This window comes from Bordetella genomosp. 1 (genome assembly GCF_002261335.1).
Taxonomy (GTDB): domain Bacteria; phylum Pseudomonadota; class Gammaproteobacteria; order Burkholderiales; family Burkholderiaceae_B; genus Bordetella.
Genome location: NZ_NEVL01000006.1, coordinates 202,841 through 217,267, shown reverse-complemented (window position 1 = coordinate 217,267; position 14,427 = coordinate 202,841). Strand labels below are relative to the sequence as shown.

13 protein-coding genes are annotated in these 14,427 nt (G+C 69.9%); 9 read left to right on the top strand and 4 right to left on the bottom strand.

Features of this window, described 5'->3' with window-relative positions:
• Positions 1-21 precede the first annotated feature (21 nt).
• Positions 22-840 (bottom strand): IclR family transcriptional regulator, encoded by an 819-nt coding sequence (locus CEG14_RS23075; protein ID WP_256985949.1) that lies wholly within the window; start codon positions 838-840, stop codon positions 22-24.
• A gap of 172 nt (positions 841-1,012) precedes the next feature.
• Here CEG14_RS23075 and CEG14_RS23070 point away from each other — a divergent pair, with 172 nt between their 5' ends.
• The 3 genes from CEG14_RS23070 (at position 1,013) to CEG14_RS23060 (ending at position 6,183) form a co-directional block, all read left to right on the top strand.
• Positions 1,013-1,978: a Bug family tripartite tricarboxylate transporter substrate binding protein gene (locus CEG14_RS23070; protein WP_094831155.1), complete on the top strand. Its 966-nt coding sequence runs from the start codon at positions 1,013-1,015 to the stop codon at positions 1,976-1,978.
• 59 nt (positions 1,979-2,037) lie between these two features.
• On the top strand, positions 2,038-4,368 hold the full coding sequence (locus CEG14_RS23065) for a cytochrome P450/oxidoreductase (RefSeq protein ID WP_094828749.1): 2,331 nt from the start codon (positions 2,038-2,040) through the stop codon (positions 4,366-4,368).
• Positions 4,369-4,587: 219 nt separating this feature from the next.
• Positions 4,588-6,183, top strand: a complete 1,596-nt coding sequence (locus CEG14_RS23060; protein ID WP_179280661.1) for a gamma-glutamyltransferase family protein — start codon at positions 4,588-4,590, stop codon at positions 6,181-6,183.
• A 97-nt stretch (positions 6,184-6,280) separates the two neighbouring features.
• Here CEG14_RS23060 and CEG14_RS23055 read toward each other — a convergent pair whose 3' ends face one another.
• Both CEG14_RS23055 and CEG14_RS23050 read right to left on the bottom strand, forming a co-directional pair.
• Positions 6,281-7,249 (bottom strand): FecR domain-containing protein, encoded by a 969-nt coding sequence (locus CEG14_RS23055; protein ID WP_179280660.1) that lies wholly within the window; start codon positions 7,247-7,249, stop codon positions 6,281-6,283.
• Between the two features lie 72 nt (positions 7,250-7,321).
• Entirely contained in the window at positions 7,322-7,753 is a 432-nt protein-coding gene (locus CEG14_RS23050) for an Lrp/AsnC family transcriptional regulator (protein ID WP_094828962.1), read from the bottom strand.
• A 135-nt stretch (positions 7,754-7,888) separates the two neighbouring features.
• On the opposite strand from CEG14_RS23050, the gene rocD reads away from it, so the two are divergent.
• Together rocD and rocF are read left to right on the top strand one after the other, a co-directional pair.
• Entirely contained in the window at positions 7,889-9,160 is a 1,272-nt protein-coding gene (gene rocD / locus CEG14_RS23045; RefSeq protein WP_094828747.1) for an ornithine--oxo-acid transaminase, read from the top strand.
• 28 nt (positions 9,161-9,188) lie between these two features.
• Positions 9,189-10,124, top strand: a complete 936-nt coding sequence (rocF, locus tag CEG14_RS23040) for an arginase (protein WP_094828746.1) — start codon at positions 9,189-9,191, stop codon at positions 10,122-10,124.
• Between the two features lie 18 nt (positions 10,125-10,142).
• Here rocF and CEG14_RS23035 read toward each other — a convergent pair whose 3' ends face one another.
• The gene (locus CEG14_RS23035) at positions 10,143-10,958 is read right to left on the bottom strand and encodes a response regulator transcription factor (RefSeq protein WP_094828745.1); all 816 of its coding nucleotides are present in this window, start codon (positions 10,956-10,958) and stop codon (positions 10,143-10,145) included.
• A gap of 829 nt (positions 10,959-11,787) precedes the next feature.
• On the opposite strand from CEG14_RS23035, the gene CEG14_RS26835 reads away from it, so the two are divergent.
• The 4 genes from CEG14_RS26835 to CEG14_RS23015 all read left to right on the top strand — a co-directional run bounded on the left by CEG14_RS26835 (position 11,788) and on the right by CEG14_RS23015 (position 14,397).
• Positions 11,788-12,147 (top strand): helix-turn-helix domain-containing protein, encoded by a 360-nt coding sequence (locus CEG14_RS26835; RefSeq protein WP_373454228.1) that lies wholly within the window; start codon positions 11,788-11,790, stop codon positions 12,145-12,147.
• A 60-nt stretch (positions 12,148-12,207) separates the two neighbouring features.
• On the top strand, positions 12,208-12,735 hold the full coding sequence (locus CEG14_RS23025) for an META domain-containing protein (RefSeq protein ID WP_094828743.1): 528 nt from the start codon (positions 12,208-12,210) through the stop codon (positions 12,733-12,735).
• A 92-nt stretch (positions 12,736-12,827) separates the two neighbouring features.
• Positions 12,828-13,607, top strand: coding sequence for an META and DUF4377 domain-containing protein (locus CEG14_RS23020; RefSeq protein ID WP_094828742.1), 780 nt, complete (start codon positions 12,828-12,830; stop codon positions 13,605-13,607).
• A 52-nt stretch (positions 13,608-13,659) separates the two neighbouring features.
• A complete protein-coding gene (locus CEG14_RS23015) occupies positions 13,660-14,397 on the top strand; it encodes a sulfurtransferase (protein WP_094828741.1) in 738 nt (245 codons plus the stop codon).
• The last annotated feature ends 30 nt before the right edge of the window (positions 14,398-14,427 follow it).

Sequence of the window (14,427 nt, the reverse complement as noted above, 5' to 3'; positions counted from 1 at the left end):
AGCCGGGCGGCCTGGCCTGCGTCACGGCGTCGCGCTGGCGTAACCGAGCTCGTGGCTGGCCGCGCGGGCCTCGGCCAGCACCGCCGCCGCGATCGGGCCGTCGGGCCGCGCGTCGAAGCCGCCGGTGGTGCCCAGCGCGGTGAGGGCACCGCAGACCTGGCCGGCATGGTTGTAGATCGGCGCGCTGACGGCGCTGATGCCCTTGAGGTTGGTGTCGATCACGATCGAGCAGCCCGCCGCGCGCACCTCGCGCTGCAGGGGGCCGAGCGGATCGGCCGGATCGAGCGCGCCGCGCGAGGCGGCGTCGGCGCCGTCCAGCTCTTCGAGCGCCAGCCGGCGCACCTGGGCGTCGTCGTGCAGGCCCAGGAACACCCGGCCGGTGGCCGACCACAGCAGCGACATGACCGACCCGACGCGCACGTTCACCGTCACGGGCAGCCCGGGCTCCTCGAAGCGCACGATGGTGGGGCCCTTGTTGCCCATCACCGCGATGAAGCAGGTCACACCCAGTTGCTCGCGCAACCGGATCAGCGCGGGCTCGGCCACGCGGATCGGGTCGGCCTGCCGCATGGCGGCCAGGCCGATGTAGAGCGCTTCGGGGCCGAGGCGGTAGTGCGAGGAGCCGCTGTCCTGCGCCACGATGCCGGCCTCGATCATGCTGGCCAGGTAGCGGTGCACCTTGGCCGGCTGTTCGTCGACCTCGGCGGCCAGGGCGGTCAGGCTGGCGCGGCCGCCCAGGCGGGCGAGCGCCTTGAGCACGGCCATGCCGGTCTCGGCGGCCTGCACGCGCTGGCGGCGTTCGCGCGGCCGGGCGGCGGAAGCGGGGGTGGTGGTCGTCATGGCGGGGATTCTACGTGCTGGCGCCGGGCGGCCAGGGGCGGGTTTGCCGGGTCTTGACGAATTACGCATTGCGTATAGACTTTACGCAAAACAAAAGTCGTGTTCCTCATCACGCATCAGGAGACAACCCGTGCGTTCCTATCGCCCGCAGTCCTATCGTTCCGTCCTCGCCCTGGCCTGTACGGCCCTGGCGGCCCTCGCCATCGCGCCCGCGGCCCACGCCGCCGATCCCGCCGACGGCTATCCCAGCAAGCCCATCCGCTGGGTCGTGCCCTATGCCGCAGGCGGCGGCTCCGACTTCCTCGCCCGCACCGTGGGCCAGGGTCTGTCGGCCCGGGTCGGCCAGACCATCGTGGTCGACAACAAGCCCGGCGGCAACACGGCGATCGGCGCGTCCGAAACCGCGCGCTCGGCGCCCGACGGCTACACCATGGTCTCCGCCGACAACGGCACGCTGGTGTTCAACCCGGCGCTGTACAAAACGCTGTCCTACGATCCGGTCAAGGATCTGGCGCCCGTCACGCTGATGGGCCGCTTCCCGATGATTCTGGTGGTGGGCCCCTCGGTGCAGGCCAAGACGGTCGAGGAATTCATCGCGCTGGCGAAGTCGCGCCCCACCGGCCTGGACTACGGCTCGGCCGGCGCGGGCAGCCCGCATCACCTGGCGATGGAGCTGTTCAAGGTCGAGACCAAGCTCAACCTGGTGCACGTGCCGTATCGCGGCGCCGCCCCGGCGCTGGCCGACGTGGCCGGCGGCCAGATCCCCGCCATGATGGTCGACCTGGCCGCGGGCGCCGGCTTCATCAAGGGCGGCAAGGTGCGCGCGCTGGCCGTGGCGCATTCGCAGCGCCTGCCGCAGCTGCCCGACGTGCCCACCTTCGCCGAGGCCGGCCTGCCCAACGTGCAGGCCGCGGCGCTGGTCGGCGTCTCGGTGCCGGCGGCCACGCCGCCCGCGGTGATCGACAAGCTCAACAAGCAGCTGGTCGCCACGCTCAACGACCCGGCCATCCGCGGCAAGCTGGTCGATTTCGGCATCGAGCCGGTGGCCAACACGCCGAAGGAATACGCGGCGCTGCTCACCACCGAACGCACCCGCTGGAACAAGCTGATCGCCGACCTGGGCATCAAGCTGGATTGAACCCGTATCAAGCGGACGCGCCGCGCCCGCGGCCGTCCGCCGCAGCAAAGGAGATCGTCATGTCGCAAGCCCGCCCCATCGCCTCAGGGTGTCCGGTCGATCACCGGGCGCTGGCCGCGGCCGGCTGTCCGGTGAGCGCGCGCGCGGCCGAATTCGACCCGTTCGAAGACGGCTACCAGCAAGACCCGCCCGAATACGTACGCTGGTCGCGCGAGCAGGAGCCGGTGTTCTTCAGCCCCAAGCTGGGCTACTGGGTGGTCACGCGCTACGACGACATCAAGGCGATCTTCCGCGACAACATCACGTTCAGCCCCGCCATCGCGCTTGAGAAGATCACGCCGACCGGGCCCGAGGCCAACGCGGTGCTGGCCTCGTACGGCTATGCGATGAACCGCACGCTGGTCAACGAAGACGAGCCGGCCCACATGCCGCGCCGGCGGGCGCTGATGGCGCCGTTCACGCCCGAGGAGCTGGTGCATCACGAGCCCATGGTGCGGCGGCTCACGCGGGAATACGTCGACCGTTTCATCGACGACGGCCGCGCCGACCTGGTCGATCAGATGCTGTGGGAAGTGCCGCTCACCGTGGCGCTGCACTTTCTCGGCGTGCCCGAAGAAGACATGGACCTGCTGCGCCAGTACTCGATCGCGCACACGGTCAACACCTGGGGGCGTCCGCGGCCCGAGCAGCAGGTCGAGGTGGCGCACGCGGTCGGCAACTTCTGGCAGCTGGCCGGCCGCATCCTCGACAAGATGCGCGCCGATCCCGATCAGCCGGGCTGGATGCAATACGGCATCCGCAAGCAGCGCGAGCAGCCCGACGTCGTGACCGACTCCTACCTGCATTCGATGATGATGGCGGGCATCGTGGCGGCCCACGAGACCACGGCCAACGCGAGCGCCAACGCCTTCAAGCTGCTGCTGCAGCATCCCGACGCCTGGCGCGAGATCTGCGAGGATCCCAGCCTGATCCCCAACGCGGTGGAAGAGTGCCTGCGCCACAACGGCTCGGTGGCGGCCTGGCGCCGCCAGGCCACCTGCGACACGGTGGTGGGCGGCGTGCCGATCGAGGCCGGCGCCAAGCTGCTGATCGTCACCTCGTCGGCCAACCACGACGAGCGCCATTTCGCCGACGCCGACCTGTTCGATATCCGGCGCGAGAACGCCAGCGACCAGCTCACCTTCGGCTACGGCTCGCATCAGTGCATGGGCAAGAACCTCGCGCGCATGGAAATGCAGATCTTCCTCGAGGAGATCACGCGCCGCCTGCCGCACCTGAAGCTGGCCGAGCAGACCTTCAGCTACGTGCCCAATACCTCGTTCCGCGGCCCCGAGCATCTGTGGGTCGAATGGGATCCCGCGCAGAACCCGGAGCGCACGCGGCCCGAGCTGCTCGCGCGCGTCGTGCCGGTGCGCATCGGTGAGCCGTCCACCCGCCACATCAGCCGCACGCTGGTGGTGCGCGAGGCCACGCGCGTGGGCCCCGACATCCTGCATCTGCGCCTGGCCAGCCCCGACGGCGCGGCGCTGCCGCGCTGGACCCCGGGGGCGCACCTCGACGTGGAATGCGGCGACACCGGCCTGTCGCGCCAATACTCGCTGTGCGGCGATCCGGCCGAGCGCGACACCTACGAGATCGCGGTGCTGCGCGACCCCGACAGCCGCGGCGGCTCCGCCTGGGTGCACGAGCGCCTCGCGGCCGGCGACCGGGTGCGGGTGCGCGGCCCGCGCAACCATTTCCGTTTCGACGAGAGCGCCGCCCACGTGGTGCTGGTGGCCGGCGGCATCGGCATCACGCCGATCGCGGCCATGGCGCGCCGCGCCCGCGAGCTCGGCATGTCGTACGAGGTGCACTACAGCGGCTCGGCGCGCGCACGCATGGCGCTGCTCGATGGCATGCAGGCGCTGCACGGCGAGCGCCTGCACGTCTATGCCCGCGACGAAGGACGGCGGCAGGACTTCGCCGCGCGCTTCGCGCAGCCGGCGCCGGGCACGCGCATCTATGCCTGCGGGCCGCAGCGCATGCTCGACGGCCTGGCCGCCGCCACGGCGCACTGGCCGGAAGGCGCGCTCACGGTCGAGCACTTCCAGTCCACGCTCGGGGCGCTGGACCCGTCCCGGGAACACGCCTTCGAGGTCGAGCTCAAGGACTCCGGCATGACGCTGTCCGTGCCCGCCGACCAGACGCTGCTGGCCGCGCTGCGCCGCGCCAACATCGACGTGCAGAGCGATTGCGAGGAGGGCCTGTGCGGCTCCTGCGAGGTGCGGGTGCTCGACGGCGAGATCGATCATCGCGACGTGGTGCTGACCCCGGCCGAGCGCGCTGCGGGCGGCAAGATGATGAGCTGCTGTTCGCGCGCCAAGGGCGGCCGGCTGGTGCTGGAGCTCTGAGGCCGGGCCGCAGGCGGATCAGACGGACCCCAGCGCGCCGGTTTCCGCCTGCCGGAACCGGGTGTGCCCGGGCTTGTCCGGCGCGGCCGCGCTGACTATGCTGGGGCCTGCGTCCGTCGCGCGCCGCGCCGGGTCTTCCGGTTGGCGGCGCTGGTCATGGCTGCGTCATGGCCGGCGGGCACGCTACCCTTCCGCTGCCCTCACTCGCCTGCCTGCACCATGACCCAACCCGTACGCGGCCGCCGCGGCATCGCCGTCGCGCCCCATGCTCTCGCTTCCCAATCCGCCCTTGCCGTGCTGCGCGAAGGCGGCAACGCCGTCGAAGCGATGGTCGCCGCCGCGGCCACCATCGCGGTCGTGTACCCGCACATGAACGGGCTGGGCGGCGACAACTTCTGGCTGATCCACGAGCCCGGCGGCGAACCCGAGGTGATCGGCATCGACGCCTGTGGCGCGGCCGCGGCCGGCGTGCGCGCCGAACACTATGGCGGCGCGCCCATCCCGTTTCGCGGCGGCAGCGCCGCGCTCACCGTGGCCGGCGCCGTTTCCGGCTGGGACGAGGCGCTGGCCGTGAGCCGCGAGCGCTTCGGCGGCAGGCTGCCCGTGTCGCGCCTGCTGGCCGACGCCATCGACTACGCCCGCAACGGCGTGCCCGTGACGCGCAGCCAGGCGCGCAACACCGCCAACAAGCGCGCCGAGCTCGAACACCTGCCCGGTTTCGCGCAGGTGTTCCTGCCGCGCGGCGGCGCGCCCGAGCCCGGCAGCCTGTTTTTCCAGCCGCGCATGGCCGCCACGCTCGAGCAGCTGGCGCGCGCGGGCCTCGACGACTTCTATCGCGGCGACCTGGGCCAGCGCATGGCCGAGGAACTCGCCGCCAGCGGTTCGCCGCTGCGCCGCGCCGACCTGCAGGCGCATCGCGCGCAGCGCCGCACGCCGCTGATGCTGCAGCACCGCTATGGCCGGGTCTACAACATGCCGCCGCCCACGCAGGGCCTGGTGTCGCTCATCATCCTGGGCCTGCTCGACCGGCTCGACATCGATGGCTTCGATCCGCTGTCGGCCGATTACGTGCACGCCGCCGCCGAGGCGGTGAAGCAGGCCTTCGCGGTGCGCGACCTGCACATCACCGACCCCGCCCACATGCGCGTGCTGGCCGAGTCGTTCCTGGAGCCGGCCGCGCTCGATGCGATGGCCGCGCGCATCTCCATGTCGCAGGCCGCGCCCTGGGGCAAGGGCCTGGGCCCGGCCGACACGGTCTGGCTGGGCGTGATCGATGCGTCGGGCCGCGCGGTGTCGCTGATCCAGAGCATCTATCACGAGTTCGGCTCCGGCGTGGTGCTGCCCTCGAGCGGCATCGCCTGGCAGAACCGTGGCGCGTCGTTCTCGCTCGATCCGAGCCACATCAATGCGCTCGTGCCCGGCAAGAAGCCGTTCCACACGCTCAATCCGGGCCTCGCGCTGCTGCACGACGGCCGCACCATGGTCTACGGCAACATGGGCGGCGATGGCCAGCCGCAGAGCCAGTCGGCGGTGTTCACGCGCAGCGTGGTGTTCGGCATGGATCCGCAGGCCGCGGTGGAGGCGCCGCGCTGGCTGCTCGGCCGCACCTGGGGCCAGACCTCCGACACGCTCAAGCTCGAAGGGCGGTTTCCCGAGGCCACCGTGCAGGCCCTGCGCGCACGCGGCCACGACGTCGAGGTCTATGGCGACTTCGACGAGACCTTCGGCCACGCGGGATGTCTGTTCCGCGCCGCGGGGGGCGCCATGGAAGGGGGCTTCGATCCGCGCTCCGACGGCGCGGTGGCGGCGTTCTGAAGGGGGGCGGCGCAACAGGCCGGCCGCTTCTTGTAGCCCGCTTCTTGTCGCCCGCATCTTGCGGCCGCATCTCGCCGGCCGCACCTCGCCGGCCGTATCAGGCCAGTCGCACGCTGACCCAGAAGGCGCTGTTGGCGTTCACCCGTACCGGCAGGAGCTGCGGCAGCGCACGCAGCACCGCGTCCGTGTCGGCCAGCGCGAAATCCCCCGTCAGGCGCAGCCCCGCCGCCTCGCGCGCGCAGCGCACCACGCCGCTGCGATAGCGCGCCAGTTCGGCCAGGAAGACATCCAGGCGCGTGTCGCGCGCCAGCAGCCGGCCGTCGACCCAGGCGGTTGCGCCCGCATCGGCCGCCATCGGCGCGTCCACCACGGTCGGCCCGAATCGCACCGACATGCCCGGCGCCAGATCCTGGGTCGCGGTGTCGTTGCGCTGCGGCGATACGCGCAGGCCGGCGCCCAGCGCGGTGACCTGCGTCGCGTCGTCGTGCTGGCGCACCACGTAGTCGGTGCCCATCAGCACGCCGTGGTCGGTGCTCAGGATGAAGGGCCGCGCATCGCGCGTGACGGCGGCGCGCACGCGCAGCTCGCCTTCGAGCAGGCGGATCGCGCGCCAGCGCGAGCCGTATTCCACGTCGATCGCGGTATCGGTGTTCAGCAGGAGCCTGCCGCCGTCGGGCAGCGTGATGCGGCGCTGTTCGCCGACGTCGGTCGCGACGTCGGCGGTCCATTCTTCCCAGGGTTCGGCGTGCAGCGTCGCGGCCAGCAGCGGCGTGCCGACCAGCAGCGCGCCCATGCCCTGCAAGACCTGGCGGCGCGAGGGCGCCCGCCATGCATGCGTCAGGTAGCGCGTGGCGCTCGGGTCGATGAGGTTCAGCGTGAGGCCCAGCCGCTCGGCCTGTTGCCAAGCGCTGCGGTGCGTGCGATCGGCGCGGTACCAGGCGCGGAAGGCGGCGCGTTCGGTGTCCGTGAGCGGCCCGTTCTGGACCATGACGAGCCAGCGCGCAGCCTGTTCGCGCGGGCTGCCTGCCTGCGCGGCGGGACGGGAGGAGGGGGCAGGATCTGCCATCGAGCGGGCGGCGGCCGCGGGCAGGCCGCCGGACAGTGGGTTCCAGGCCATTGTAGCGGCAAGGAATGACCGTTATTTGTACGCGGCCAGCAGCAGGTGGCTTTCCGAATTGGTCACGCCCTCGATGGCGCGCAGCTCGCGCAGGACGCGGTCGAAGGCGTTGAGATCGGTGGCATGGAACTGCGCCACGAGATCCCAGCGGCCATTGGTGGAATGCACGTGCACCGATTCGGGAATGCGGCGCAGCCCGGCGATGACGCTGTCGGTGGCGGCGCCGTGGACCTCGATCATCGTGATCGCATGCACGCCGTCGTCGTCGCCGTCGTTGCGCAGCCGCACCGTGTAGCCCGAGATCACGCCGCTGCGCTCGAGACGGGTCATGCGGTTCTGGACCGTGCCGCGCGAGACGTGCAGGCGTTCGGCCAGCTGCGCAGTGGGCAGGCGGGCGTCGCTGCGCAGCAGCGCCAGCAGGCGGCGGTCGAGGGAATCGAGCGTTTCTGACATTTTGATCAAAAGTACCTGGCAAAGTGCCTTGCGGCCTGAGCATTATTGCCAGATTCCTGTCTATCCGCTAGCGCGGGCTTTGCCTACCATGGAGCCATGCCGGTCCCGAGGGCCGGCCAACTTCCGGAGAGAATGATGGACACGCAAACCCGAGCGCATGCGGGCCAGGACCAGGCAGGGGAAACCAAGTGGCAGGGCCACCCGGATCCCGCCGCGCCGCACCGCGACCGTGTCGAGCGCACGCTGGGCGCCCACAACTACCATCCGCTCGACGTCGTGCTCACGCGCGGCAGTGGCGTGTGGCTGTACGACACCGCGGGCCGCCGCTACCTCGATTGCCTGTCGGCCTATTCGGCCGTCAACCAGGGCCATTGCCATCCGCGCATCCTGGCCGCGCTCACCGCGCAGGCCGAGCGCCTCACGCTTACCTCGCGTGCGTTCCGCCACGACCAGCTCGCGCCGCTCTACGAAGACCTCGCCCGCCTGACTGGCGCCCACAAGGTCCTGCCCATGAACAGCGGCGCGGAGGCGGTCGAGACCGCGCTCAAGGCCGTGCGCAAATGGGGGTATGAGGTCAAGGGCGTGCCCGAAGGGCAGGCCGAAATCATTGTCTGCGCGAACAACTTTCATGGCCGCACCCTCGGCATCGTCGGTTTTTCCACCGACCCCGACGCGCGCGGCGGCTACGCGCCGTTCGCGCCCGGCTTCCGCGTCGTTCCGTTCGGCGACGCCGACGCGCTGGCCCAGGCCATCACGCCCAACACCGTGGCGTTCCTGGTCGAGCCGATCCAGGGCGAGGCCGGCGTCATCATGGCCCAGCCGGGCTACTTCAAGCGGGTGCGCGAGCTGTGCAGCGCGCGCAACGTGGTGCTGATCCTCGACGAGATCCAGACCGGCCTGGGCCGCACCGGCGCCATGCTGGCCGAGGAACACGAGGGCATCGAGGCCGACGTCACGTTGATCGGCAAGGCGCTCTCGGGCGGCTTCTATCCCGTGTCGGCCGTGCTGTCGAACGAAAGCGTGCTGGGCGTGTTCCAGCCCGGGCAGCACGGCAGCACCTTCGGCGGCAATCCGCTGGCGTGCGCCGTCGCGCGCGCCGCGCTGGCGGTGCTGCACGACGAGGGCATGATCGACAACGCGCGGGTCCAGGGCGCCTATTTCCTCGAGCGCCTGGCCGCGTTGCGCGGCCCCGTGCGCGAGGCCCGGGGCAGGGGGCTGATGCTCGCGCTGGAGCTGGAGGCGGATGCCGGGCCGGCGCGGCTGATGTGCGAGCGGCTGGCGGCACGCGGCATGCTGGTCAAGGACACGCACGGCCAGACGTTGCGCCTGTCGCCGCCCTTGATTGTCACGCGCGAGCAGATAGACTGGGCCTGCGATCAACTGCAGGCCGTGCTCGATGCACACTGATGGCCTGTTTCCGGAGGACCGCCCCGCCATGAATATTCCCGTCACCGACGTCAGCCTGATCGGCGCGCCCACCGACATCGGCGCGGGCGCGCGCGGCGCGTCCATGGGCCCGGAGGCGCTGCGCGTCGCCGGCTTGGCCGAGCTGCTGGCCGGCCGTGGTCTGCGCGTGCACGACTGCGGCAATCTCTCCGGTCCGGCGAATCCCTGGCAGAAGCCCGCCGACGGCTATCGCCACCTCGACGAGGTCACGGCCTGGAACCAGCTCGTGCACGACGCCGTCTACGCGCAGCTGCGCGCGGGCCGGCTGCCCATCATGCTCGGTGGCGATCATTCGCTCGGCGTGGGCTCGATCAGCGCGGTGGCGCGCCACTGCCGCGAACGCGGCCGGCCGCTGCGCGTGCTGTGGCTCGACGCGCACGCCGATTTCAATACCAACCAGCTCACGCCCTCGGGCAACGTGCACGGCATGCCGGTGGCCTGCCTGTGCGGCCGCGGGCCGGCGCCGCTGGTCGAGATGAGCGGCCACGTGCCGACGCTCGATCCCTCCTGGGTGCGGCAGATCGGCATCCGCAGCGTCGACGAGGGCGAGCGCCACCTGATCCACGAAGCGGGGCTGGAGGTGTTCGACATGCGCTACATCGACGAGGCCGGCATGCGCGTCACCATGGAACAGGCGCTCTACGGCCTGGATCCGGACACGCACCTGCACGTCAGCTTCGACGTCGACTTCCTCGACCCCGACGTTGCTCCGGGCGTGGGCACGACGGTGCCCGGCGGCCCCACCTACCGCGAGGCGCAGCTCTGCATGGAGATGATCGCGGATACCGGGCTGATGGCTTCGCTCGACATCGTCGAGCTCAATCCCGCCCTCGACGTGCGCAACAAGACCGCCACGATCGCGGTCGACCTGGTCGAGAGCCTGTTCGGCAAGTCCACCCTGATCCGGCGCCCGCCCAACAGCTGATGCCGGCCGGCGGCGGGCTCAACGCCCGTGCCCGTCGCCGTGCCAGTGAAACGCTTCGGCCACGTCGGCCGCAAACATATAGCCCCAACCGTGCACGGCCCGGATCGGCAAGGCCATCTGGTTGTGCGCGGCCTTGCGCCGCAGGCGGCTGATCATCACGTCGACGAAGCGGCTGCGCTGCGCGCCGCCATCGGCGGTGGCGGGCATGTCGTCGGTCAGCAGGGCGTCGCGGCTGATCTTGCGCTCGGGCGCCGTCATGAGACGCGAGAGGAACTCGCGCTCGCCGGTGGTCAGGCCGAGCGAACGGCCGCTCGGGCTCACCAGCGTCCAGCCCTGGTTCGCCAGCCGCCATTTGCTTGCGCCACCCGGCGTCTCGCCGAAGATGTCGTCGCGTTCCGCAGGCGCGGCATCGAACTCGGCCGCGCGCGGGTCCAGCGCGTCGTTGCCCCATTGCATGCCCGCCGTGCTGGCGATGCGGCGCAGCAGCGACTGCAGCACCGCGGCGAGCTCCAGGCCACTCACGGCCGCGTCGAGGCAGGCGTCGGCGCCGCACAGCAGCGTGCGGACGCGGCTCTCGCTGTCGGCAAAGGCCGCCATCGCGATGATGCCCACGGTGCGGTCCATGGCGCGCAGGCGCACGGCCGCAATGTGAATGTCGGCGAGCGGAGCGCTCAAGACCACGAGGGGACAGGGCTGGCGGGCAAAGTGATCGTACAGCTCGACCATCTCGGCGCAGGCGCGCACCTTGAAGCCCAGGTGTGTGAGGTTGTCCAGCTGCTGCTTATGCGTGGCATCGTCTTTGACGAGAAAGATGACATCCAGCGTACTGTTCATTAATTCGTCCGAATCTGCTTAGGGTCGCGACTCGTCGGACAGCCGGGCGCCGAACGCTGGGCAGCTGCCAGGGCGCGCGCGGCGGCGCGGTCGTGTCCCGGCGCGCGATGCCCGGGCACGGTCATCGCACCACGCCGGTGTACCGGCGGCGCGATCGGTGGCATCTCCCCATGCCCCGTGCCCGCGCCGGCCGCGTAGTACGGCAGGATGGCGCGTCGTTCTCCCCTTGGCTGTCCAGATCGACGTCGGACTGGCGCCAGGTCCGCCGCGCAGGCAATCCGGGCGGGTGGGCGGCGCGTCTCGTGCGGCGGGCCGCACACGGTTCGGTGCGTTGCCCGTCCGCGCGAAAGTCACGGTCGTGTTTCATTTAAACACGCTTGTGATTCTTTGTGAATATACGTTTCTTGTTTAACTGCGTTGTTACTTTTTCGCGCGCGCCGCTATCTTGTTTTAGCAGGGAGAAAATAAACCGTTTGGCCCGATCGGCATTGTGGTCATTTCTATACAGTATTTTCGATATGTGACGACGGTCTCGCGCGTCGCGTTTACCGACCCGCCGGTCACATGGTTCCGCGCGCACGTCCGGGGCGGGCAGGGGTTCCGGATGAACCCGAAAGTTTGCATGCACTTCGCTGGGCGATACGAACTTTTGCGCGCAATTCGCACTCCCCTGATACATGTAACAAAAAATTTTGATTTGGCTCGTAAATCGGGTTTAATGCCTCGTTTGGCGCGCCATCGCTGGTGCTTTAATCCGATCCATAAAATTCAAACCAGATTTCGAGTCTTTCGAGTGGATACTTTCGGCCATCGTCTGCGCAACGCGCGCATGCTCCACGGATGGACACAAAAGGACCTCGCCCTCGCCAGCAAACTGTCGCAGAGTGCCATCGGCAATTATGAAAGCGGGCTCCGGCTGCATCCCAGCGGAGAGGCCCTCATCAAGCTGACGCGTGCGCTGCGCGTGGCGCCGCTCTGGCTCAGTTCGGGCGAGGGCCCGATGCTGGCGCGCGACGCGGAGGCGCTGGCGCGCCGCTATGACACGTTCCCGCCGGCCGCCGGCTGTGGCGGGCCGGGCGGCTGGCCCTTCCTGTCCGTGCCGTTCTCCGACTACGAACAACTGAGCTCGCAGGAGAAATGCCAGCTCGAACAGGTATTGGCCGCTTACATCGGCGCGCGTGCGCGCTAGTCGCGGCACGGCAGATGCTGCGGTTACAGTAAGGGCTGTTTCGAATCAGGAGGCTAGTTCATGTCGAATTCCCGCTATGCGCGCGTCTGCATGCTGTCGTTGCTGATGGCCGCGCTCGCCGGCTGCGCGTCGCAGCACACCGGACAGGCGCGCCCCGAAGGCAGCGCTGCGGTCAACGCCAGCACCAGCGCGGATTCGTTCGCGCAGACTTCCTGGGAGCTGACGCGCTGGACCGAAGCCGACCGCAGCCTGCGGGAGATACCGCATGGCGATAATGGCGAGCCGATCAAACTGACCTTCCTGGCGCAAGGCAAGAATTATCGGGTCGAGGGATTTTCGGGCTGCAACCGGTATATGGGCAGCTACCGCCTCGAATCCGGCCGACTCAGTATCACCGCGCCCGCCTCGACCCGCATGGCCTGCGCCGATCCGGCGCGCGGCAAACTCGAAGCGGATTATCTGAAGGCGCTCACCGACATCCGCTCTTTCACGCTGGACGCGGGCGGGGCGCCGCGCCATCTGACCTTCACCCTGTCGTCCGGCGCGGTGCTGGACTTTGACCGGCGTCAGGATCCGCCTACACCCTGATACGGCGCGGGTCGTCCGGGCTATTTAAAATAGGGGCATGACGCCGGCCGCGGGGCGGCCGCGCGTCCCACCCTGTTTCGTCGGAGGCCGACATGCCCGCCTTTCTTTCCCTGCGCCTGTTCTGGCCGCTGGCCCTCGTTCTTGGCCTCACGGCTTGCGCCAGCGCGCCGCGCGGCAGCGGCCCCGCCACCCCGTCGTCGGATGTGCTCGCCCAGACCAGCTGGGAGCTGGCTCGCTGGACCCGCCCCGGCGGCGCGCTGCGGCCGGTGCCGCACAGCCACCAGGCCGAGCGGCCCATCACCATGGTGTTCACCCACGAGCAGGGCCGCGCGCGCCTGTCGGGCTTCGCCGGCTGCAACAACTACGCCAGCGAGTACGTGGTGGCCAACGGCACGCTGGTGGTCACCCAGCCGCCGATCTCGACCCGGATGGCGTGCCTGTCCAGCGACGCGGCGCAGCGCGAGCGCGACTTCCTCGAGGGCCTCACCCGCATCACGGCCAGCAAGCTCAACGACGACACGCGCGCCGCCCGCCTGACCCTGGTGCTGGCCAGCGGCGACGTGCTCGACTTCGCGCGACAGAACGATCCGATCGCGGGCGGCCAGCAGGGTCCGACCAAGCTGGTGTACGTGGCGGGCCAGCGCGTGCCGTGCAGCGCGGGCGCCGGCCAGGCCATGTGCTACCAGGTGCGCGATAATCCCGCTTTGCCCTGGCAGCGGTGGTATGGGGAGATCGTGGGGTTCAATTTCCAGCCCGGCATCGAATACCGGCTGCGCGTGGTCGAGCAGCGCGATCCCAATCCGCCGGCCGACGCATCCGCCGTGCGCTGGGTGCTGGATGCGGTGATCGAACAGCGCGTCGTCACGCCCTGATCGCCAGCCGCCGTTCTTCTTTCTGCCCGCGCCGCGCGCGGGCCTCATCATCATGACTCTCGTCGTCAATATCGCCGCCTACAAGTTCGTCACCATCGACGAACCCGATGTCCTGCGCACGCAGCTGCGCGCGCTCACGTCCGCGCTCGCGCTCAAGGGCACCATCCTGCTGGCCGAGGAAGGCATCAACCTGTTCCTGGCCGGCGCGGGCGAGGCCATCGAGGCCTTCCTGGCCGAGCTGCGGCGCGACGTGCGCTTTGCCGATCTCGAGGTGAAGTACAGCGAATCGGCCGACGTGCCGTTCGGCAAGATGCTGGTGAAGGTGAAGCGCGAGATCATCCGCATGAACCATCCCACGATCCGCCCCGAGGCGGGCCGTGCGCCCGCCGTCGATGCGCAGACCCTGGCGCGCTGGCTCGCGCAGGGCGCCGACGACACCGGCCGTCCGGTCGTGATGCTGGACACGCGCAATGCGTTCGAGGTCGACGTCGGCACCTTCGCCAATGCGATCGACTGGCGCATCGACCGCTTCACGCAGTTCCCCGATGCGGTGCAGGCGCATCGCGCCGAGCTCGAAGGCAAGACCGTGGTGAGTTTCTGCACCGGCGGCATCCGCTGTGAGAAGGCTGCCATCTACATGAACGAGATCGGCATCGAGCACGTCTACCAGCTCGAGGGCGGCATCCTGAAGTACTTCGAAGAGACGGGCGGCCCCGGCTACGAGGGCAACTGCTTCGTGTTCGACGAGCGCATCTCGCTCGATCCCGCCCTGGCGCCCGAGCAGCCCTGATCCGCGCAGGCAATAAAAAACCCGCCTGGC